This window comes from Cryobacterium breve (genome assembly GCF_004402375.1).
Classification (GTDB): Bacteria; Actinomycetota; Actinomycetes; order Actinomycetales; family Microbacteriaceae; genus Cryobacterium; species Cryobacterium breve.
In genome coordinates, this window is record NZ_SOGJ01000003.1 from 1 (window position 1) to 20,247 (window position 20,247).

The following is a 20,247-nucleotide window of genomic DNA, read 5'->3' on the forward strand; positions in this document are numbered from 1 at the left end:
CTCCAACTGGTTCGCCGTGGATCGCACCGGGATACGCTTCGTAGCCGATCAACTCGACTACGGTCGATTTCTCGGTGTCGGTGTCAGCCCAGCGGGCATAGTCATCGATCATGTCCGTCGCCTCACGGTAGAGACCCCGAGAGACGTCAGCGACTGCCTTTCGCGCCGACACTTGTGACGCCGCGTCCGACGCCGGGACTGCTCCCGCGCAACCAGTGAGCGTGCCGCACACCGCGAAGGACAACAATGCGACGGAGCTCAGACGGTGCCGGTTCAAAACGGAATGGCGCACGTTGTTGATCAAACCACAAGTCGGCCGGATGTTATTGCGTGGGGGATGGCCCACATCAGCACGGCGTCAACGCCGAAGGCAAAGTCAAGCGGTGGTAATCATGTCATCGACGGTACCGCGGCTCCCCGCCCGCAAGGGGGACTCTGAGCGCACACGTTCACGCAATGACAGCTTCGAGGAGCCTTCGCGTCACGGGGTGATGGAATAGCCCGCCCGAAACAGCTTCCCGCTCGGGTGAGCAAATTGCGACAGCGCGGGCCACGCATGAGCCAAGCGCTATCACTGCCACTTTATAAGGGCTTCTATGATCGAGTAAGCGATCTGTTTACTCGTGGCTATATTGTTCTATTTATGGAGCTAACGACGAATCCTTTCAAGCCAGGCGCAGGGCGGGTGCCACCGGTCCTGGCAGGCCGCTCCGACCTGCTCAGTGAATTCCGCACACGGCTGTACCAGTCGCGGGAAACGGGGGAGGGAGAGAGGCCTTGGATCCTCTCCGGGCTCCGTGGCGTAGGGAAGACAGTGTTGCTCAATCAGCTCGGACGCGACGCGGCCGAGCTGAAGTTGATCTTCATCAAAGTCGAGGCCTCGAGCAGCAAGCTCCTGGCCGTCGCGCTGGCCAAGGAGCTCCACCTCGCACTTCGACGAGTCCTCTCAAGCTCTGACCGTGCCAAAGCGCTCTGGTCCAAGGCCGCCCGCGTACTTCGTTCATTCCAAGTGCGTGTCGACCCGTCCGGGACCTACTCCTTCACTGTCGACGTTGAACCGGAGCGCGGCGTAGCCGACAGCGGCGATCTCGCCGTCGATCTCCAGGAGTTATTGGAGACCATCGGGCTTGCAGCGCGTGAGGCCAATACGGTTATCGTGCTGGCCGTCGATGAACTCCAAGAAGCCTCATCCGAGGATCTCGCGGCTCTCAATGTCGCCCTGCATAACCTCGGTCAAGACGTCTTCCCCGTCCCGGTCGTGTTCGTCGGCGCGGGGTTGCCGTCCCTGCCTGCCGTGCTCGCTGACGCGACCAGCTACGCGGAGCGCCTCTACGACTATCGTCAGATCGGTTTGCTCGACACCGCCGCGACATCTGACGCCCTGACTGCCCCGGCCCGTGCCAACGGAGTCGACTGGGAGCCTGACGCCCTGGATGCAGCGGTGACAGCGACGGGGGGATACCCATACTTCATTCAAGCCTGTGGCAGTCATGTCTGGGCCGTCAGGGCCACGGACACCATTTCTCTGCAGGATGCACAAATCGGGATCGAGTCAGCGCGAAGTGAAGTGGAACAAGGCCTGTATCAATCGAGGTGGGAGCGGGCTACACCGACTCAGCGGGCCTTCATGTCCGCAATGGCCATCGACGACGATGCCCCCTCTTCAATGGCCGAACTCGTGACACGGTTGCGGAAGAAGCGCACGACGGACCTCTCCGTCAATCGTCGAGACTTGATCCGGAGCGGTCACATCTACACGCCAGAACGCGGTTTCGTCGCGTTCACCGTGCCCGGCATGGCTGACTACATCGGCAGACAAGTGGAGTAGCCCCGAGTCATCCGCGCCGACGTCGGCACCTGCTCATGCCTTGCGATCGGACCGCTGGCAGCATCTGGCGAGGCGTACGCCGTGCAGACGGGGGCCTCGGCGTCCGGTCAGGACGTGAGCATCGTCACGTCAAGCGCGGGCGTAGCGCGACGCGAGTTGGCGCAGGGTGGCTTCGATACCGGCGGCGTTCTTCCGAGGAACGCCGAGCAACTCGAAGACCTTGCCCTGCACGGCTGGGACGGTGCTGTAGTCGAACGTCTCAGTGACGCGAGTAGACGTGGGCGTGAGCGGCGTGAGTTCCCAGCGCCACCGGTGGCCCGCTGGGCTACTCCATTCCACAAGCCGACCGTCCTCGAAGCGCGTCACCGTGCTGGTAATGCGATACCGGACGCCGAACTGCTTCATCGCTACCGAGAATCGTGCGCCCTGGCTGAGCCGCCGCGGCCCCGACACCGTGTCGCAGACGGTGCCCGAGCCGTCCAGCTCACCGTGACGGTGCGGATCAGCCAACGCGAAAACGTCGTCGGCCGAAGCCGGCACCGCGACAGTGCGCGCGACTCGGCGCGGTCCTTGCTCAACCTGTTCGACCGTCATGCTGCCCAGCCTAAGCCGCGGCTACGTAAGACCGCGCCGCGGCCATGACCTCTCGGGAACGTCCCTCCGAAAGCGCTTCGGCCGGCGACGCATCACCCAGTTCCGGGTTCATACCCATAAACCACGCCCTGGCAACGTCAGCCGAATACCATCCTCACCGCCCTCATCCGCGCCATCTGCAAAACCGCCGAAACCGCTGCGCAGCGAAACGGCGGCCGGCTCCTGGTCCCGCTCGTGATGGAGCTCGACGAGTGCGCAAACATCGTCCGCTGGCCCGAACTGCCCTCCGTGTATTCCTTCTACGGATCGATGGGCATCATCCTCAACTCCTACTTCCAATCCCGCGCCCAAGCCATCGACGCGTTCGGGAAAGACGGGTGGCAAACCCTCTGGGACGCCGCCGCGACCCGCGTCTTTGGCGGCGGGTCCGGCGACGACGACTTCCTCCGCTCTTTGGCCGCCCTCATCGGCGAGCACGACGAAATCACCTACGGCAGCTCCACCGGCAAAGACGGCCACCAATCCACCTCCACCAACACCCGCAAGGTCAACACCCTCGACATCGCCGCCCTCGGCTCCCTCCCCGAATGGCGCGCCATCGTCTTCAGCTCGAAATGCCGACCCGTCATGGTCAACACCGTCCCCTGGTTCCGCGACAAAACCCTCACCACCACCATCAACCGCACCCCGACCACGTCGCCGAACCCCAGGCCGGCACCGGTCCTGGTGCCGGTGCCGGCCCCGGACGACACCACTGCAGCGGAGGTGGCAGCTCGTGGCTGAGCACGATGACTACGACTCGACCGGCCCTGAAGAGGACCCGGTCGACGTCCGCCAAATGTTCCTCGACTGGTTGACCGGCCACCTGGCCACCGTCGAGGTCGTTGGCACCAAACCAACACCGTGGTGCACCCAGTGGTGGCTACACCCCGAGGTCGTCGCCAGGTTCAGAGCCCTCTGGCAGGCCAGCATGCAAGCTGACGCCAGCGTCATGGACGGTGACGCCGGTGCCGTGTCGTCCTGGTGGATCAACCACTGGGACCGCCACGCCGCCGTGATCTTCGACAAAGGAAACGGGCCGTTCCGCGACTGCGACCCCGACCAAGGCCACCTCTACCGTCGCAAGAACAAAGCTGCCTGGATCGTGCCGACGTCAATGCCGCCTGACGACGTGGAGCTCTAAAAGAAGGGGGACGCCACGTCATTCTTAGAGCGTGCCCCGATAGAAATTAATCATTAATCGAAGATTGTTCAACGCGAGTGGAGCTGTTCGACGGGGGATCAGCCCGCGCATGCGTATTGCTGGGTAGTGGCCGTGTCCATCCCGAGTTGCTTGCAGTTGCGGAAAATGACTTGATAGACTTACCGATATGGAAAACAACTTGACGCCGAGCGGGCCGGATGACGCCCGAGTCGTATCCGGGCTCCTTGAGGAACTCCAAGCTGACCGGGCCCGTCTTGTTGAGAAGGTCCGGGCACCGAAATGGCTTGCACCTGGATTTGGACTCATCGCAGCCAGCTACGTGATGACACCCCCCTTCCCCGGCGAGGGCGCCGGGGGCTTTGTGCTGAGCACGGCTCTTGCTGCCGGAATTCTGTTGGTGGCCCTGTCCTACCGGGTCACTGGCATCAAATTCACGCGGTTTGGGGTGCAGGCGTGGGCGGCATTCGCCGCCGCAGTGGTCGGCACGCTCGCGCTCTTCAGCGTCTCCTTAGGGCTCGCTGCCAGCGGCTTGGTCTGGTGGATTGCGATTCCAGCAGTCGTGGCCTTTGTGCTGGTCTGCTGGCTCGCGAGCCTGATCTTCTCGTCGCTGCGAGAGCGTCTTCACTATGTCCGCTGATGGTATTTTCAACGAGATCATTCATGCACCGCTGCGATTGCGGATATGCGGACTCCTCCGCTCGGTCGATGAGCTGGACTTCGCCGTACTCCGCGACACGCTCGGCGTCAGCGACGCCACGCTCTCGAAGCAATCGAAGGCACTCATTGACGCCGGCTTCGTCAGCGTCACCAAGAAAACATCAGAATCGCGCGACGATTCCCGTCGCATCACCTGGCTTCGCCTCACCGCAACGGGTAGAAACGCGTTCGACGAGCACATTCGTGCACTGAGGAAGATTTCAGTGGGCTTCGAGCACCTCGACAACACGGACTCTTGATCCTGAGGCGTCCTACTCAAAGCGTTAGACCACTAATCCTGTGCGGAACGGTCAATTGGACAGTGGTGGCCGTGGGTCGAGGATCCCGTTGTCATTCACGTTCTGACCTGACGCAGCTGCCTACGGGTGCGCGAAGGGCTCGATCGATACCCCCGGCGCTGGAGCCCGGAACCCGGGGGTGTCGCAAGACACCTCTACGAGGTATATCCAGTTGTCGCCGTCGAACCCACCCGTCACCCGCAATTGGTCGCTGTCAACCAGTCCAGCGATCTGGGCCCCGTAGGTGAACAAGTCGTAATCCGGGTCGAAGCTGGTAGCAGGGAAAGCTGACGTCCAGACCCGTGCGTAGCGTTCAGCGGTAGTCCACGGGTCCTCGTCCATATCGAACCAGGAGTTCTTTGCGGAAAAGGCGACTTCGTAGCCGTCTGACCTTTTCTCCCAGTGCGGGGTACCACTCAAGTCCTCGGACTCGGTCCAGCAGGCGGACTCCGGTGGCGCGGCGCGCTGCACGTCCCACGTTCCCTCGAACGCGTCGAAGGTGGGCTGGATGGAGCCCGCGATCGTGTCGGTGATGCTCGACCACTCGGTGAGCGTGCCCCCGGACGCAGCGGCCGGCGACACTTGGGCATCGGTGGGCTGGGAAGCGCAGCCGGTAGCGCCCAACAAGAAAAGCGAGACCATTGAGAGAACGAGCGCGGTGCTTCGGATACGAGCCATGGCTTCACCCTAAGACCAGCGTTGCTGCAGGCGAGTCGGGCGCAGGTATGACGGACGTCCACCGACGCAGATTCGGTGACTGAGCGGGACGGTCGCAAAGTGTCTAGGTTGGCTCCCGCGCCGGGCCTCAAGTACCGTACGGGTCGAGCCGTCAATATCGAACTACGCTGACCAAGTGAGGTTTCAGACGGCGGCGCCTACGAAACTTGGCACCCTGCATATTGCTCGGGGGGGGCGCTAGCATTGGCACAGGGGGAACAACTCATGACGCAACGTCACCACTCTCGGGCACTCATGGGAATTTCGGCGATAGCTATCCTGCTTCTGGCCGGCTGTTCGAACTCAGCGGCACCAGTCCGTTTGCCAACTCAGCTATCAGTACTCCGCTCGCTTCGACGGAGCCTGAAGAAGATTTGTCGGCGTGGCAGGTGGTGATGATCTCTTGCCTCGCTGATCAGGGCTGGGAAGCTGCCGGAGATGGCCAAAAGGGTTCGGTGAGTCCCCGCGCTGACTTGACCGGTGATGATTCCGTTCAATACGGCGTGGCAGCGGAAGAGTGCATTGAGCGTCTCGCTCCTCCCAACTAGGTCAGCCGCAAGCCACGTTCCAATCGGGAGAACTACTACTCGACCGCGTGTAAGCGCTCTCCAAACGGTAATCGATGTCCCCGAAGGGGGGAACGATCGTTGAAACTTGTCCCTGTTCAAGCCATCGTTCTTGGACGATCCGGAACGATGTTTTAGGCACCTTCGCTGACCTCGACGCTTACAACACTCGTCGTCACCCCGCGGCTGGATTCACTGCCCTCATACGGGACCTTCATGGTGCACAGAATCCACCGCTAGGCCTTCGTAGCCTTCGCGGACCAATATGGCCCCGAACAGGGGTATTGCTTATAAGAATCTATCTTCCTATAGTTGCGTCTATGGCACGCAGACGACCAGGTACTCTCTTTCCGATTGAGGTGGACATTTTGGAGAGCGGGCTCGCGCTCCAGGCGAGCGAGGGCAGCTTCTATGGCTTCGCCCTGGCGAAGCAACTCTCCTCCCATGATGGTTTCGCGCTCACGGCTCACGGCACGCTCTACAAGGCGTTGTCTCGGATGGCGGAATCCGGCATCCTCGAAGCCAGCTGGGAAGACCCGGCCAGTGCCGAGTCCGAGGGACGGCCCCGACGCCGGCTGTACACCGTGACGGCGGAAGGTTCACGCGCCCTCGTCAGGGCGCAGGCAGAAGCGAACCGCAAAGAGGCAAACGTGCCTCGCATTGCGCAGACAGGGGCGACTTTCGCATGAGCGTTCTGACGTCTATGCCCTACCATCACGCCGTTCACCGCGTCTCTCGCTGGTGCTCGTGGTACACACGCGAAGTTGATGCCGAGGTCGCCGCTGGTCGTCGCGACGAACTCGCCTCGGACCTGTATGAGCACGCGATCTGGGCCGATGAATCGGGAACAACGCCGCGCGCGGTGGCTCGCGCAATCCTCAGTCGTGCGCTGCGGGGCGCACCTGCTGACCTGAGCTGGCGTCACGCGCAGCGAAGACAAGTCGCCCTGGCGGACCCGACCGGCTTTCGCCGACATCGGGTCGAGGGCGCCGTATCGGCGCTCGTTCTGGTCGTGGCTTCCGCGGTGCTGGGCTGGGGTCTCTTCGTGCTCACCCGGATTGCGCTCAGCGTGATCGGGGAACAGATCCGGCCGGGCTCCGCAACCGCACTGACCATCGCCTCGTCTACTGTCCTCGCAGTCGGCGGACTAGTGCTGCTGTCTCGCCGCCGGACACGTGTCCTCGGCGCTCTCGTCATGGTGCTCGCTAGCTTTGGACTCGTTCACTTCGGCCTTTTTCAGCTCTACTCCCTCAGCGCCACGGTGGGTGCCCTGACCTTCACGATGCCAGGGTGGGGACTCGCCAGCAACAGCCTCATCGCAGGGCTTGGCTTGTTCTTCACTGCGGCAGCGATCTGGTGGTGGCCGGAACACCGGACCGCCCCTGCCGACACCGACACCCGACTCAAGACAATTGGAGAGATGGCTCGATGAAGAAGAAACTCGCACTCGGAATCGGTTTGGCCGGAGCCGGGCTTCTGGCCCTCTCATTGACTGTCTTCGGGATGGGCGCGGCGGCGACGCTCAATCCTGCAGCCCCGGACTCACCATCCGTACGCGCGGCCGAAGCCGCCCTCGTTCCTGCCGAGGCTGTTACCCCCACACCAACCGGCACCCCGGCCACGTCGGTGACGTCGGAAGCGGGCGCTATCGAACCTGCCGACAACGCTGATCCGATGGCATCCGAGGCGTTCAAAGCGATGACCCCCGATGAACAGGCCAACGGCAGGGAATGGGTGGAGACGCAGACGATCACGGCCGCCTGCATGAAAGACAAGGGATTCGTCTACACCTTCGAACCGTTCTGGGACAGAGACAGTGCTGTGCTTCCACTGATGTGGGAGGACACTCTTTCAGCCTCCGAGCGGGCAGCCGCCCGCCTCGCACTCGACGGTGACACCGGAGGCGGCGCCGACTACCACTGGGACGACGCTGGATGCTGGGGCTACGCCGTCCACGTCATGGGCAACGACAACAACCACTGACGAGCCGCTGTTCCGGGGGAAACAGGCGTGCCCAAGCGGTCGATTCCAAGGGGGGCCGGTTCATTGGCCGGTCGGGAGGTTAGTTCGTGAAAAACAGTGAGTCCGCGAGACGGCGTGGCAGGCAGTTGGATCAGCCGATCCGGCATGGACAGTTGACGCGTCAGGGGCCGTGGCGGACGGTAACGAAAACGCTTGGGTTCACCTCAGGTGTCCTTCTGGTCAGTGGGGGCTCCGTTGCCGCGGTTGCCACCTGGGACCTTGCGAGCAGTGTCAAGCCCGGCGTTCATCTGGCCCAGGCGCCCGGAGACAAGGCCGCTCCCGGCGCGGAGGTGAGCGCGATCGCCGGCGGGGTGAACCTGCTATTGACTGGCACTGACACCCGCACCGGCCAAGGCACGGCCTTCGAGACCAGCGCCGGGTTGGAGGGTAGCTCCGGCGCGGGAAACAACGACGTCACAATTCTGCTGCACATTGCACAGAACCATCAGAGCGTGAGCGTAGTCAGTTTTCCCCGCGACCTGATGCTGGCCGTGCCAGCGTGCCCGCAGCCGGACGGCGGAACCACACCGGCATCCAGCCGGGTGATGCTCAACACAACTCTGTCCCGTGGCGGCCTGTCCTGCGTAGTGCTGACGATCGAGAAGATGATTGGTATCCAGATTCCCTACGCCGCTCAAGTCAGCTTCGACGGTGTAACCGCCCTGTCCGACGCCGTCGGAGGGGTCACTGTCTGCCTGGCAACACCGGTCAACGACCTGTATACGAATCCGCCGCTGCACTTGGCGGCCGGCCAGCAGACTCTCGTTGGTGCGGACGCTCTCTCGTTTCTGCGCAGCAGAAAGGGTGTGGGCGATGGCAGCGACCTGGGTCGGATCAGCAACCAGCAGGTCTTCATGGCCGCCTTGGCCCGGAAGGTCGTAAGCGGCGGCGTCCTCGGTAACCCCATCGCGCTGTTCTCCCTGGCTAAGGCCGTGACCAACAACATGGTCCTCTCTGACACGTTGACGAATCCGACGACCCTGGTCCAGATCGCTGTCGCGCTCAAAGACACCAATCTTTCGAACATGGTATTCCTGCAGTATCCCACCGTGTCTGACCCAACCGAGCGGGGACGGGTCATCGCCGAGTCCAGCGCCGCCGAAGTTCTGAACATGGCGTTAGTCGCGGATCAACCATTGCAGCTCACCGGCGACCCGGGACCAGGGGCGGTACTCGCGAGCAGCGCACCGCTCGTCCCCGGTCCCGTGACAACCGCGACCCCACAAGCCACCTCGACGTCCCCACCCGTGTCAACGCCTGCGGCGGCCCCTGCTCCCGCTCCGACTGATGCGGTGCTGCCGACCAGCGTCACCGGACAAACCGCAGCCGAGCAAACTTGCACGAAGGGCAACTAGTGTCCAGCACAGTTAGTTCGTCGTGGTGGTCGCTTGTTAGCGGCGCCGAAGTTCCGAGACCTCGGGTGAGTGGCGTCTGGGAACCCCTGCGCGATGGATCCGCGGCCAATCGGGCCGATTGCCGAGCGCAAGATTCTGGGTCAGTGGGGGGACCGTAGCTGGTCGCCCGGCTGGAGCGCCGTGCCGGCTGCGCACCCGAGCTCTCCGGGCTGAAGCAGAATCTTGGGAACCTGCAACACCTGCACGCCGTCGACGTCTCGTTTCACGAGCAGGCAGTCGTCCCCATCGCCCATCGCGAAGCCGATGTCACCGTCGACTACCGTCGCCTCGGGATCGAACGCGACCTCACGCTCACCGGTCGGCTGAGGCATCCGCTTGACGATCTCGGCAACTATGTCGTCAGCGGATGCCGCGGACGGCGCATTTGTCAGCACCTCAACGACGAGAGCCTCCGCCCCGTCGGGAACAACGTCAACCAAGCGGGTGTCGACCGGAGGGGGGATGCGCTTTGCATCCGGCGGGCAAACGATGTCGTAGGCGACCGCCGTGTCGTCGCTCCATCCGCCGGGCTCCTCGGTCGCGACGCCCCAGAAATCGAACTGCGACTCAAAGCAAGCGACGTGCGGCCCTTCGTTCGGGGTGGGCTGTATCGTCGCACGAAACTGCAACGCTCCAACTGGTTCGCCGTGGATCGCACCGGGATACGCTTCGTAGCCGATCAACTCGACTACGGTCGATTTCTCGGTGTCGGTGTCAGCCCAGCGGGCATAGTCATCGATCATGTCCGTCCCCTCACGGTAGAGACCCCGAGAGACGTCAGCGACTGCCTTTCGCGCCGACACTTGTGACGCCGCGTCCGACGCCGGGACTGCTCCCGCGCAACCAGTGAGCGTGCCGCACACCGCGAAGGACAACAATGCGACGGGGCTCGGACGGTGCCGGTTCGAAACGGAATGGCGCACGTTGTTGATCAAACCACAAGTCGGCCGGATGTTGTTGCGTGGGGGATGGCCCACATCAGCACGGCGTCAACGCCGAAGGCAAAGTCAAGCGGTGGTAATCATGTCATCGACGGTACCGCGGCTCCCCGCCCGCAAGGGGAACGGCTATCGGGCATCTCCCTCGGTCATCCGACGAACCCCTGAGTCGTGGGCATCATCGGTCCTGGCCAGTCCCTCGAAATGTGTTCGGGTAGTTGTCGAGCCAGGACCAGTGACCGACGGGCCAAGTGATCACGAACGCCCGGCCGACGACATTTGCCATAGGCACGAAACCCTTGCTGGGCGTGGTCGTGTGGAGCCTGCTATCCGCCGAGTTGTCGCGGTTGTCGCCCTCGACCCATAGAGAATCTGCGGGGACTGTCACGGTGAAGTACTTCTCAGGAGAACGCGTCGTCCCGGAAGATGCTTTGAGGTAGGGCTCGCTGAGAGGCGCATCGTTGACGGTGATGTGGCCTGTGGTGTCGCAGCAGGCGACTCTGTCGCCGGGTAGGCCGATGACGCGTTTGATGAGATGGTCGTTTGTTTCTTGTGCGCTCAGACCCACTTCGGCGAAAAACCATCGGATGCCATCGGCTACAGGATTGCCCGCCTCGACTGTGCCCTGTTCGGTTGCACTGAGCCATCCACCGGGGTCCTTAAACACGATCACATCGCCACGAGCGATGGTGATGAGGTCGGGGACGAGTTCGTTGACCATGATCCGGTCATTGACTTGCAGGGTGTTTTCCATCGATCCCGAAGGGATATAGAAAGAGCGTATGAGGAATGTTTTGATCAGGAACGATATGAGCAGGGCAACAAAGAATATGACGAAAAGGTCTCGGAAGAAGCGCACGATTCCGCGCTTGCGGTTGCGGTCACCCTGGGTACCCTTGTCCCGCCTCAGGCGCATAAGAACGTCGTGATCTGTCAACTTTCCCCCTGCGCTGATGCTACTGGGTTCAGCGTCACCCCTCCGCAGTCCCGAACTGTTTTGGGGAACCGGTTGCGGGCAACCGTCATGCGCTGCAGTAGAAACCTATGGGCAGGAGGTATCTTGGCCACATGGCTGACGTCAGCAGTGCCAGATCTGGGTTTATGCGTCGGATGGTCGGCAGGCCACGTATCGGGGCTGGTGTCATTTGGTCCTGCCTCGGGCTGGCCTGGATTCTCCTCGCGGCATTTCAAGGACCCACTGTGACGCGAATTCTGCTGGGGGCACTGTGGCTAGCACTCGGGGTCTTCCAGGGTGCTATCGCCCTGCATGATCGGAAGCACGGGCGGGGGTTCTATCAAACGCTGGCTCCGACCAGTGCCGTCGACGACATGAATGAGAACGATTGAGCCATCGACTGCCGGACGCCGCTGCCAATGACCGACCTCTGCGGATGCAGTTTCAGCGTGAAATCGCCGACGTGCCGGATTCTTGGGGGAGTGGCGTTCGGGAACCCTCTCCGGTGAGGTTTGGTGCTGCAAGACTCACAAGACTCACAGCCACTCACACGGGCATCCGCCGGACAGGCGGGCCGCCAGCTTTGGGCCGTGGACCACTTGATTTTGCGTCCTGCCAAGGAGCCGCAATCGACAGGGATTAGGTCAGCACCTGTTTGAAGAGTGCCGGGTACTCATCATCAGCTAGGTCCAAAGACATCGCCTTGTCCAAACTGAACCAGTCGAAAGCGTCGTGTTCATCGGGCGCCGCATTAACGATGTCGCCGTCCCACTCGTCGACCCTCCACACCTCCAGGAAAACGTCAGCTGCTCGACGCGTCAGTAAAGCGTTTCCACCAGGTGGGGTGATCTCTACGCCCAACTCTTCTCGAAGTTCTCGCACGAGAGCCTGCCGACTACTTTCGCCTGGTTCGACGTGACCTCCAGGGAGGTCCCAGACATCGGGGAACCACGCTTTCGATGGTGATCGGTGCACGAGGAAAACGTGCCCTGCGCGCACGAGCAATCCGCACGACACATGATGCGTCAGAGGTTCATTCATGACCCGAGCCTACGGACAGTCCACCAGGGGAGGCTTCGGCGCATTCCAGAGGAACGCCCAACTGCGCTCTCGTAGGAGTCTGGGAATTCAGGGGCGGTCCGCGGCCTAGGAGTCACGTTTCTCGGGAAGCCGTCGCGCGTCCATGGCGATCTGGGACGGCTGCCAAGCGCCATAGGCGAGTTCTGTGTTCTTCCGCGAGGTGAACTGGACCACCGGACGAGCGCGAATGATAGCTTCCTGCTCTTGGACTCCATCGAGGCTCATCTCGAAATCCCAAGCGCACCGACCATAGCGCTCGAGCGTGAACGGAAGAGCAGGTGCGTTGGCGTGATCAGGGGCATCGAAGAGAGAGTCGATTCCCCCACCACCGTGCGTCGCAGTGAAGTGAATATTCACGCCGTTGCCGCGATCAATCTGCCAGTAGGCGGCTATTACCTGCGTAGTTTGATTGCCGGTATTCACGACTTCGATGCTGAAGCCAGCGATCCGCCGTCCTTGCGCCGTGCTCCGTTCCCCGATCCACTGCTCACCTGACACCGAGACCACTGGACGATCCCAGCGCCAGGCGCGCCATGCTGTCCAGCCAGCCGTGAGCAGCGACACCACTAGTGCGGTACTGGCAAGAATGTCGGAGTAACTCACGGCCCAAGTCTGCCAGTCATGGTGGCCCAGATGAGGCATAAGCGATCACGACGAGCCGATGGGCAAAATCGTTGTTTGTTGCCCGGAAGCCGGACCTTCATGGGGCCCAGAATTCGCCGCCGGGGCTTCGAGCCGGCGTTGAGCAGCTGGGTGGCATTTTGGAACGTCAACCGGCCTCGATCAGCCGACTTAGAGCGTCGTGCCCGAGATCCGGATCGGAGAAGATTTCCCGAGATAAGCCGGCCGCAGCTCCGGTCGTTGTTGGCCCTTCCCATATTTTTCGCAGACCGGCCCGGACAGCGACCCGCGCAGAAGCAGGGTTGTTGGAGAGCACGCGGGCGGTGATCGGAACCGAGTCGTTGTGGATTCGAGCACCAGCGACTGCTGCAAGAGCGATTTCCGTTGCGAAACCTCGTCCCCAGGCCGCAGGGGAGAGGCGGTACCCGAGGTTCCAGACGAGCGCTGGAGTCATGTTGACTCCGCCCGTACCGAGGAAGGTGCCGGCTGCCAGCGCAGCGTCCGCTCCCTGATCGGCGACGCGAACCGCCCACTGACCGATCTTGTGTTCTCGCCTGCTCGACATGGAGGCATCGACGATGGTTCTGGACTCCTCTCGAGTCTTGTGACGCCCAACGGGTAGGTGCTGCCAGGTATCAGGGTCGCTGAACACCTTGAAGACCGATTCGAGATCAGCAGGAGTCAGGGGTGAAAGCAAAAGGCGGCGAGGATATGGCGTCGATTCAAAAGTCATGATCAAGTCCATTGTTCCCAATCGCACCGACGTTGAGCGAGAGGTCGCCCCGCAAGCCGGATCTCGACGGCCGCCCGCCCGACGTCTTCATCGGCAGGAACCGCAGGCAATCACGGCTCGGCGCTCCTTTGCTCAACATGGTTCAGTCTGAAGTGGAAGCTACCGGTCGATCTAAGCCTGTGAATGGCTGTATCGAGTTCCGGTACTCTTCTGCCTTGCCCGCCTGAACGACCGTTGCGCCGTATCCGATCGCGATGCCGGCCATAGGCAGGTCGAGTCTGTCTGCCTCCCGGCTGGCGTCTCCTGACGCATCCAGGGTGCGATCCTCCATGGTCAAGTACACCCACTGAACTCCGTCTGTCGCCGTCGCACTTTGAAACCAGCATTGGTCTTGCCGGCCGACGCAATACTCCGGTAAAACGTCCCGCACGAATGGTCCGAGACCGGCAGCTTTGGCGGTCTCGCTGGCTGCGTCGAGCACCGTCTGCCACTGGCTTGCGTCGGCGATCGAGTCGGACCTCAACTCACAACAATTTATGGTCGTGAGAAGCGAGTCGCCCCCGTAACCGTTACCCTCCTGCGGGTACCAATTCTCATCCCCGAACCACGCACTCTCTGGCTGGGCGGCTTTGAGATCGGCCTTTGACGCATCGGAGATGGTCACGCGAAGGGCATCCATGAGCTGGCGCGCCCCGGGTTCGAGCTCCGCTTGGTCGGGGTACTCGAGCAGCGCTTCACCATCTTGACCTGCTTGCGCTGGGTAGTCCGCCCAGTCAACGGTGACCGTCTCACCGGAGCTATCGGTGTAGGAAGAAGTCGGTGAGGCACTCAAGGCGCTGCATCCTGTCAGCAGCGCCGCCACGACGAGCAGCACTGCTGCGCGCGGCAAATCCGTGAGGGTCAAGCGCATCATGCCTGGAGGATACCAGTACAGAAACTGTTAGAAGGGGCGATGACGCACCGGTCGGGTTGGCTCGTCAAATGATCCACACGCTTTGGGACATTCCGCAGGCAGAAGTATCGGCGGCGGTCTCCTCCGATGCCGTAAAGTTGCTTAACTTGTGGTTAGGTGAAACACTCAACCGCATGGAAAGCAATTCGATGGGGCACGAGAATCCGACTGCGGCGCAAGCGTCCATTGACGCAATAATTGCCGATCGGCAGAAGCTCGCTAGTCGAACCCGTGCGCCTGCTTGGTCCTACCCGGTGCTCGGGATCGTCACTGCTGCGATCGTCAGCTCTCCGGCCATCAATGACCAGGGCTTGAGGGCCACTGTCATTGCCGGTGCTTGCGCCGTTTTCGTGTTCATGGAGTACGCGTACAAGAAGAGCACCGGACTTTCCACGAACCGTATTCCTGGGCCCCGGAGCTTGCTGGTACTGATCGGTATGGCAGCCCTTGTGGCGGGCATGCTCTTTGTCTCCGCCCTGCTCGCTACCGCTGGACAGCACGCGTGGATCGTGGCCACGGCCGCTATCGGCTTCCTAACGATCTTCCCGGGCGGCCTGTTGTACGATCGGATTTATGGCGCGGAGCTCCGACGTGGGCTCTGACGCGCATTTCGACGAGTCAATCCATGCGCCGACTCGGCTGCGGCTGTGCGCCATGCTTCGTCCGGTCGACTCCGCTGAATTCTCCGCGCTGACGTCGACCCTCGGGGTTAGCGAAGCCAACCTCTCAAAAACCATCCGGAATCTCGTGGAACTCGGATATATCACCACCTCAAAACACTCATCACCTGACCGAAGTGACTTCCGCCGCCGGACGAATGTTTCTCTCACTAGCCAGGGACGCCTCGCCTTCGACCGGCACCTCGCGGCACTCCAAGAGATCGCCAACTCGGCACGCCCCACCCAGACCCCCATCGCGCCGTCAGGCGGGTAATGGATTCAGTCTCTGAGCCTCGGCCATAAGTCACTTGCAGTTGTAAAAAATGACTTGATAGACTTACCGATATGGAAAACAACTTGGCGCCGAGCGTGCCGGATGACGCCCAAGTTGTATCCGGGCTCCTTGAGGAACTCCAAGCTGACCGGGCCCGTCTTGTTGAAAAGGTCCGGGCCCCGAAATGGCTTGCACCTGGATTCGGACTCATCGCAGCCAGCTACGTGATGACACCCGCCTTCCCCGGCGAAGGCGCCGGGGGCTTCGTGCTGACCACGGCTCTCGTTGCCGGAATTCTGTTAGTGGCCCTGTCATACCAGGTCACAGGCATCAAATTCACGCGGTTTGGGGTGCAGGCGTGGGCGGCATTCGCCGCCGCAGTGGTGGGCACGCTCGCCCTCTTCAGCGTCTCCCTGGGGCTCGCCGCCACCGGATTGATCTGGTGGATCGCGGTTCCGTCAGTCGTGGCCTTTGTATGGGTCTTCTGGCTCGCGAGACTAATCTTCTCGACGATACGAGAGCGTCTTCACCATGTCCGCTGATGGCATCTTCAACGAGATCATTCACGCACCCCTGCGATTGCGAATATGCGGACTCCTCCGCTCGGTCGATGAGCTGGACTTCGCCGTACTCCGCGACACGCTCGGCGTCAGCGACGCCACTCTCTCGAAGCAATCGAAGGCCCTCATTGACGCCGGCTTCGTCAGCGTCACCAAGAAAGCGTCAGCATCGCGCGACGATTCCCGTCGCATCACCTGGCTTCGCCTTACCGCAACAGGTAGAAACGCGTTCGACGACCACGTTCGTGCGCTGAGGAAGATTTCAGTGGGCTTCGAGCACCTCGACAACGCGAACTCTTGATCCTGAGGCGTTCTGCTGAAAGCAGGACCCCGGATCCTTTGCGGAACGCCCAATGGGAATTCCTGCCAAGCGTGCGAGCATGTGCGATGCTGTCTCCCATGGGGAGACTGAGTCGACAGGATGTGGCCGCCTGCAAGCCGGGAGCGGTCGCGTTCACGATGTCGCTGGGGGTATTTCTCGGCGTGGCTTCAGCCGCAGCCCTAGCCACCGGCACGCATCTCACTGCCGCCCTGGCCAATCCCCACATTACGACCCAATCCCTCATGGTCGAACTTATGCTCAGCACATTTGGTGGTCTCGTGTTCAGTTCGGCCGCAGTTGTTGGTGCCTCTCTAGCGCTGTGGATCATCGATCATCGTTTGCAGCGTCCACGTGTCGTGCAGGGGATCATCGTGGGTATCGGTGCGGCCCTCCCCGGACTGGGGCTGTTCGCCTACCTTGGCCAGACAGCGACCGTGGGCTTCGGTGGAGCTGCCGGCGTCCTCGCATTCGTCGCGGTGGCGTCCTTCACGCTGATGTACATCAGGGCGAGCGCCCACACCTCAAGTGGCCCGAGGCCGCACCGACCCTTTGCGAGGGACAGCGGCATCACGCTCTAACAGCAACATCACAGCGGCGGGCAGGGACACGTCCACAGACGCAGATTCGTCGCCGATCCGCAGAAGTTCCGAAGTCCCGGGGGAGTGGCCTTTTGAAACTCTGAGTGCGAGGACAGGGCGACTCGCGCGTTGGAGACGATAGAGTCGCGAAAACTGATTGGATCATCACATGCGCAGCAGAAGAGGCAGCACTATTGGTTTGATCGTCGGAGTTTTGATCGCGCTGGGTGCGGCCATCTTCCTTACGAACACGGGAATCCGTGTCGATGAGCTGGGAACTTCCCCGACGCTGGTTGAGCAATTCTTTGGCTGGGGAGGCTTGCTCATCGGAACAGTCGTAGCCGTGGCATCCGTCATCAAGATGCTCGTTTCGAACGAAGACACGCCCACAGCCTCATAGGCCTGCCTTTCCCCGCTAAGGCGGAAGTGCTTGCGAAATCGACGCGCGCGGTTCACTCTTTGGCGGCCGTACGTCCTGCACCTCAGAGAGAGCGCTGTCCAATTCGGCCTCAGGGGAAGGGCTACCGGGTTCTGCGCGTACGGAGAGCCACTCCACCAACTGGTAAAATGATCAATCCCGCAGCGCAAAGCACAGCTATCCACTCGCCAGTTGCCAGGGTCACCCAAAGACCGATTCCGAGAATCACGACGCTGTAAGCGACTGCGAAAATCCAAGCTCCACGTCGGGATGAGTTGATCTGAGTCGTTGACATGCGATCAGGCTATCCAACTGACAGGGTCATCTAGAAGCCCGTCGTCATAACGATCTCGCGGAAGACGGGCTTTTAGAGGTCTACGGTCGATTGGACAGTGGCGGCGGCGAGTTCGAGGATGGCACCATGAGAGACAATCGCCGAACTTCGCGACGTAACCGTGTGGCCATCGCATCTATGGTTCTGCTCGCCGCTGCACTTCCGCTCCTCGCGCGGTTCGAGGACTTCTACGGCACGGTCTGGCTGTTCTGGTTGGCGGCACTAGCGCTTCTAGTTGGGGCGCTCGTGGTTTGCGTCAGAGACCTCAGACATTCCTATATCCAACAGCGCGAATAGCGAGGATTTCCCCACGCTAGAAACATGGCCAAGGCAGGCATCGTGCGGGCCATTTGCTTTGGTTGATGTTCTGCCTGAGCTGCCCGTAAGCCGGACGTCTACGGCAGCAACTTCGGCGCCAACTCGCCGACGTTCCGAAGTTTCTGGGGAGTGGCGCTTGGGGAACCCTCTGCGGAACATCGACTCAAGCGAGACAGCTGATAAAGATGGAAGGCGAGTAGGTCGCAGCCGGTTCGCGGTCGATGTCAATTCAAAGTTGACAAGAGCGCGCGTCAATCTATAATTGACACATGACTCAAAAGGCTCGTGTCTCGAACTCTCGGGCAGCATTGACATCCACATTCTTCGCGCTTGCTTCCGTCGGCATCGCTCTCTCTACGCTGCTCATTGCTTCCCTTGCGATCAAGATCACAGTACTCGTCGTCGCCGCGTTACTGCTCGTCGCAACGGGAATGTTCCTTGCACTCGTGATTGCACGCGCCAAGCTTCCCGGTGCCTCGTGAGTCCATCACCCGAGTGGGCCGACGACACGCTGCGCAACGCTTTGTCAGATGCAATTGCAGCGGCTGACCCGTCCCTGGCGGGGCGCCTTGAACACGAGCCCAACTCATACCTGGACCTCATTGACCTAACAGCCCGGAGTGCTGAGGAAATAGCTCAGCTTTTGCAGCTCGCCGTCACATCTGCCCGTCAAGCCGGCCTGAGCTGGGAGCGCATCGGGCAGCAACTTGGCATGAGCCGCCAAGCGGCCCAGCAGAGATTCGGGCGGGTCGTCGAGGGTATTGACGCTGTTTCCTCTGATGAGATACGTCGGATATCCCCGCTGACTGCGTTTGACGAGATGGACGAATTAGCCGCAGCCGGACGCACGGGGTGGCATTCAATCGGCTACGGAATGTACTTCCATGACCTCATCCGATCCGACGAGCAATGGGAACACCTCCGGGTTGTGGCCTTCGCGTCCAGCCGACGCGCAATGGAGAGCGAAGGGTGGTATCGAATAGGCTCGATGTGGTTTCCCTGGGCCTACTACGCGCGCCCAACGGGCAAGCCAATCGAATCAGACGGTGATCCCGGCGATCACACCCGTTAGTCCAACCTCGCGGTATAGACCGTGCTCTGGCCTCCAAATTGAGTGCGAACCACCGCTGCCCGCAAGGGGATCGTCATACGGGACGGCCGGAACGAACAAGGGTCCAACCGTGGGCGAGCAAGGTCCACATGTTTGGAACAAAGGCCTCGTCGCGCGGTGCCAGGTGTCAGAAGTCCCAGCCGGGGAGCAGCAGGGCATCGTTCAGGCAGTGCACGGGTTGGTTCAAAGCGGACCCTGTCGCTGCACGACTCATGCGCAGGGACTTGGGAAACGGACGTCCGCCCTGATCGATATAGTCCTGCAAAGAGCTGGACGGAACGGCCGTGGCATCCAGCCCAAGGCTCTGGGCCACTCGAACACCCACTTCGTGTGGAGAGAGCCATTCAGGGCCAACTGCATGGAAGACTCCGTGGGCGCCGGTTCGTGCGACCTCGGCCAGAGTCCCTACTGCATCGTCGGTGAAGGTCGGCGTGATGACCTGGTCGTGGAACATCGGGGTGATCGTGCCGGTATGAAGTTGCTCGGCAATGCGGCGAACAAGGTCTGGCTTGCGGTCGGAGTGCTGTTGGTAGGGAAAGGACAAGCGCACGATCGCCCATCCGACGTCGGCTTGCTTGATAAGGTCTTCGGCGTCGCGTTTGGTGACGCCATACCAGTCCGTTCGAGCGTCACCGTCATCGGTCTCAAGGTAGGGACCTTGCCTGTCGCCCTCGAAGACGTAGTCAGTGGACACCTGCACGAAATGCTTTCCTGCTCTCGCGCACGCGCGGGCGACGTTCCCCGCTCCGTGGACGTTGATGCGGTAGCACGAGCCGTCCTTGTCGCCGTTTTGCTGCCGCGCTCCGGACACATCCGTGTACGCCGCGAGATTGATGATCACCGCAGCGGGTGTCGCCACGACGGCGGCATCCACGGCCGCTTAGTCGGTGATGTCGACCGCCAGCGGATCCCATCCGAGTTCAGGGAACAGTTCCTTCGCTCGTCGGCCAACCATTCCCGTTGTGCCCGTGGCAGCGACGAGTGGCAGTCCGTACGGGGCTTCGATCATGCGGTCAGTCTAGATCTCCAGCAGCAGCCCGCCTCCGCGCCTTCATCCCTCCGATGTCTCAGTAG

The 20,247-nt window shown here is 61.6% G+C and carries 28 protein-coding genes; 18 read left to right on the plus strand and 10 right to left on the minus strand.

Features of this window, described 5'->3' with window-relative positions; all coding sequences use genetic code 11:
• The first annotated feature begins 643 nt into the window (after positions 1-643).
• Positions 644-1,828 carry an ATP-binding protein gene (locus E3O65_RS00045; RefSeq protein WP_241985711.1) on the plus strand — a complete coding sequence of 395 codons (1,185 nt, stop codon included), beginning with the start codon at positions 644-646 and terminating at the stop codon, positions 1,826-1,828.
• 129 nt (positions 1,829-1,957) lie between these two features.
• Here E3O65_RS00045 and E3O65_RS00050 read toward each other — a convergent pair whose 3' ends face one another.
• A complete protein-coding gene (locus E3O65_RS00050) occupies positions 1,958-2,422 on the minus strand; it encodes an SRPBCC family protein (RefSeq protein ID WP_174722245.1) in 465 nt (154 codons plus the stop codon).
• A gap of 174 nt (positions 2,423-2,596) precedes the next feature.
• Between E3O65_RS00050 and E3O65_RS00055 the strand changes: the two genes are divergently transcribed.
• From E3O65_RS00055 to E3O65_RS00070, 4 genes are all read left to right on the plus strand, one after another.
• Positions 2,597-3,205 carry a type IV secretory system conjugative DNA transfer family protein gene (locus E3O65_RS00055; RefSeq protein WP_277870423.1) on the plus strand — a complete coding sequence of 203 codons (609 nt, stop codon included), beginning with the start codon at positions 2,597-2,599 and terminating at the stop codon, positions 3,203-3,205.
• On the plus strand, positions 3,198-3,605 hold the full coding sequence (locus E3O65_RS00060; protein WP_134361717.1) for a DUF4913 domain-containing protein: 408 nt from the start codon (positions 3,198-3,200) through the stop codon (positions 3,603-3,605). Before E3O65_RS00055 ends, E3O65_RS00060 begins: the two co-directional genes overlap by 8 nt.
• 187 nt (positions 3,606-3,792) lie before the next feature.
• Positions 3,793-4,263, plus strand: coding sequence for a hypothetical protein (locus E3O65_RS00065; RefSeq protein WP_134361718.1), 471 nt, complete (start codon positions 3,793-3,795; stop codon positions 4,261-4,263).
• Positions 4,253-4,582, plus strand: coding sequence for a transcriptional regulator (locus E3O65_RS00070; protein ID WP_134361719.1), 330 nt, complete (start codon positions 4,253-4,255; stop codon positions 4,580-4,582). The genes E3O65_RS00065 and E3O65_RS00070 overlap by 11 nt, the downstream gene beginning before the upstream one ends.
• A gap of 120 nt (positions 4,583-4,702) precedes the next feature.
• Here E3O65_RS00070 and E3O65_RS00075 read toward each other — a convergent pair whose 3' ends face one another.
• Entirely contained in the window at positions 4,703-5,299 is a 597-nt protein-coding gene (locus E3O65_RS00075; RefSeq protein WP_134361720.1) for a hypothetical protein, read from the minus strand.
• 925 nt (positions 5,300-6,224) lie between these two features.
• On the opposite strand from E3O65_RS00075, the gene E3O65_RS16525 reads away from it, so the two are divergent.
• The 4 genes from E3O65_RS16525 to E3O65_RS00095 all read left to right on the plus strand — a co-directional run bounded on the left by E3O65_RS16525 (position 6,225) and on the right by E3O65_RS00095 (position 9,281).
• Positions 6,225-6,593, plus strand: a complete 369-nt coding sequence (locus tag E3O65_RS16525) for a PadR family transcriptional regulator (protein WP_166785597.1) — start codon at positions 6,225-6,227, stop codon at positions 6,591-6,593.
• The gene (locus E3O65_RS00085; RefSeq protein WP_134361722.1) at positions 6,590-7,336 is read left to right on the plus strand and encodes a hypothetical protein; all 747 of its coding nucleotides are present in this window, start codon (positions 6,590-6,592) and stop codon (positions 7,334-7,336) included. The genes E3O65_RS16525 and E3O65_RS00085 overlap by 4 nt, the downstream gene beginning before the upstream one ends.
• Entirely contained in the window at positions 7,333-7,887 is a 555-nt protein-coding gene (locus E3O65_RS00090) for a hypothetical protein (RefSeq protein ID WP_134361723.1), read from the plus strand. Before E3O65_RS00085 ends, E3O65_RS00090 begins: the two co-directional genes overlap by 4 nt.
• A gap of 329 nt (positions 7,888-8,216) precedes the next feature.
• Positions 8,217-9,281 carry an LCP family protein gene (locus tag E3O65_RS00095; protein WP_241985712.1) on the plus strand — a complete coding sequence of 355 codons (1,065 nt, stop codon included), beginning with the start codon at positions 8,217-8,219 and terminating at the stop codon, positions 9,279-9,281.
• 140 nt (positions 9,282-9,421) lie between these two features.
• On the opposite strand, the gene E3O65_RS00100 is transcribed toward E3O65_RS00095, so the two are convergent.
• The 6 genes from E3O65_RS00100 to E3O65_RS00125 all read right to left on the minus strand — a co-directional run bounded on the left by E3O65_RS00100 (position 9,422) and on the right by E3O65_RS00125 (position 14,560).
• Positions 9,422-10,063 carry a hypothetical protein gene (locus E3O65_RS00100; protein WP_134361725.1) on the minus strand — a complete coding sequence of 214 codons (642 nt, stop codon included), beginning with the start codon at positions 10,061-10,063 and terminating at the stop codon, positions 9,422-9,424.
• 373 nt (positions 10,064-10,436) lie between these two features.
• Entirely contained in the window at positions 10,437-11,195 is a 759-nt protein-coding gene (lepB, locus tag E3O65_RS00105) for a signal peptidase I (protein WP_241985713.1), read from the minus strand.
• Positions 11,196-11,852: 657 nt separating this feature from the next.
• Positions 11,853-12,254 (minus strand): NUDIX domain-containing protein, encoded by a 402-nt coding sequence (locus E3O65_RS00110; RefSeq protein WP_134361726.1) that lies wholly within the window; start codon positions 12,252-12,254, stop codon positions 11,853-11,855.
• Between the two features lie 105 nt (positions 12,255-12,359).
• Positions 12,360-12,896: an ApaG domain-containing protein gene (locus E3O65_RS00115; protein ID WP_134361727.1), complete on the minus strand. Its 537-nt coding sequence runs from the start codon at positions 12,894-12,896 to the stop codon at positions 12,360-12,362.
• A 166-nt stretch (positions 12,897-13,062) separates the two neighbouring features.
• Positions 13,063-13,647 carry a GNAT family N-acetyltransferase gene (locus tag E3O65_RS00120; RefSeq protein WP_166785598.1) on the minus strand — a complete coding sequence of 195 codons (585 nt, stop codon included), beginning with the start codon at positions 13,645-13,647 and terminating at the stop codon, positions 13,063-13,065.
• Between the two features lie 142 nt (positions 13,648-13,789).
• On the minus strand, positions 13,790-14,560 hold the full coding sequence (locus E3O65_RS00125; protein ID WP_134361729.1) for a hypothetical protein: 771 nt from the start codon (positions 14,558-14,560) through the stop codon (positions 13,790-13,792).
• A gap of 68 nt (positions 14,561-14,628) precedes the next feature.
• On the opposite strand from E3O65_RS00125, the gene E3O65_RS00130 reads away from it, so the two are divergent.
• The 9 genes from E3O65_RS00130 (at position 14,629) to E3O65_RS00170 (ending at position 19,134) form a co-directional block, all read left to right on the plus strand.
• Positions 14,629-15,201 (plus strand): hypothetical protein, encoded by a 573-nt coding sequence (locus E3O65_RS00130; protein ID WP_134361730.1) that lies wholly within the window; start codon positions 14,629-14,631, stop codon positions 15,199-15,201.
• Positions 15,173-15,532 carry a transcriptional regulator gene (locus E3O65_RS00135; protein WP_134361731.1) on the plus strand — a complete coding sequence of 120 codons (360 nt, stop codon included), beginning with the start codon at positions 15,173-15,175 and terminating at the stop codon, positions 15,530-15,532. The genes E3O65_RS00130 and E3O65_RS00135 overlap by 29 nt, the downstream gene beginning before the upstream one ends.
• Before the next feature lie 71 nt (positions 15,533-15,603).
• Entirely contained in the window at positions 15,604-16,074 is a 471-nt protein-coding gene (locus tag E3O65_RS00140; protein WP_134361732.1) for a hypothetical protein, read from the plus strand.
• On the plus strand, positions 16,064-16,393 hold the full coding sequence (locus E3O65_RS00145) for a transcriptional regulator (protein WP_134361733.1): 330 nt from the start codon (positions 16,064-16,066) through the stop codon (positions 16,391-16,393). The genes E3O65_RS00140 and E3O65_RS00145 overlap by 11 nt, the downstream gene beginning before the upstream one ends.
• Before the next feature lie 98 nt (positions 16,394-16,491).
• Complete coding sequence (locus E3O65_RS00150) at positions 16,492-16,992, plus strand: hypothetical protein (RefSeq protein ID WP_134361734.1); 501 nt, start codon at positions 16,492-16,494, stop codon at positions 16,990-16,992.
• Between the two features lie 169 nt (positions 16,993-17,161).
• Positions 17,162-17,392 (plus strand): hypothetical protein, encoded by a 231-nt coding sequence (locus E3O65_RS00155; RefSeq protein ID WP_134361735.1) that lies wholly within the window; start codon positions 17,162-17,164, stop codon positions 17,390-17,392.
• Positions 17,393-17,831: 439 nt separating this feature from the next.
• Positions 17,832-18,041: a hypothetical protein gene (locus E3O65_RS00160; protein WP_134361736.1), complete on the plus strand. Its 210-nt coding sequence runs from the start codon at positions 17,832-17,834 to the stop codon at positions 18,039-18,041.
• Between the two features lie 290 nt (positions 18,042-18,331).
• Complete coding sequence (locus E3O65_RS00165; RefSeq protein ID WP_134361737.1) at positions 18,332-18,544, plus strand: hypothetical protein; 213 nt, start codon at positions 18,332-18,334, stop codon at positions 18,542-18,544.
• On the plus strand, positions 18,541-19,134 hold the full coding sequence (locus E3O65_RS00170) for a hypothetical protein (protein WP_134361738.1): 594 nt from the start codon (positions 18,541-18,543) through the stop codon (positions 19,132-19,134). Before E3O65_RS00165 ends, E3O65_RS00170 begins: the two co-directional genes overlap by 4 nt.
• A 166-nt stretch (positions 19,135-19,300) precedes the next feature.
• Here E3O65_RS00170 and E3O65_RS00175 read toward each other — a convergent pair whose 3' ends face one another.
• Entirely contained in the window at positions 19,301-20,047 is a 747-nt protein-coding gene (locus tag E3O65_RS00175) for an SDR family oxidoreductase (RefSeq protein ID WP_134361739.1), read from the minus strand.
• A gap of 6 nt (positions 20,048-20,053) precedes the next feature.
• Positions 20,054-20,182 carry a hypothetical protein gene (locus E3O65_RS17355; RefSeq protein ID WP_277870421.1) on the minus strand — a complete coding sequence of 43 codons (129 nt, stop codon included), beginning with the start codon at positions 20,180-20,182 and terminating at the stop codon, positions 20,054-20,056.
• Positions 20,183-20,247: the final 65 nt, after the last annotated feature.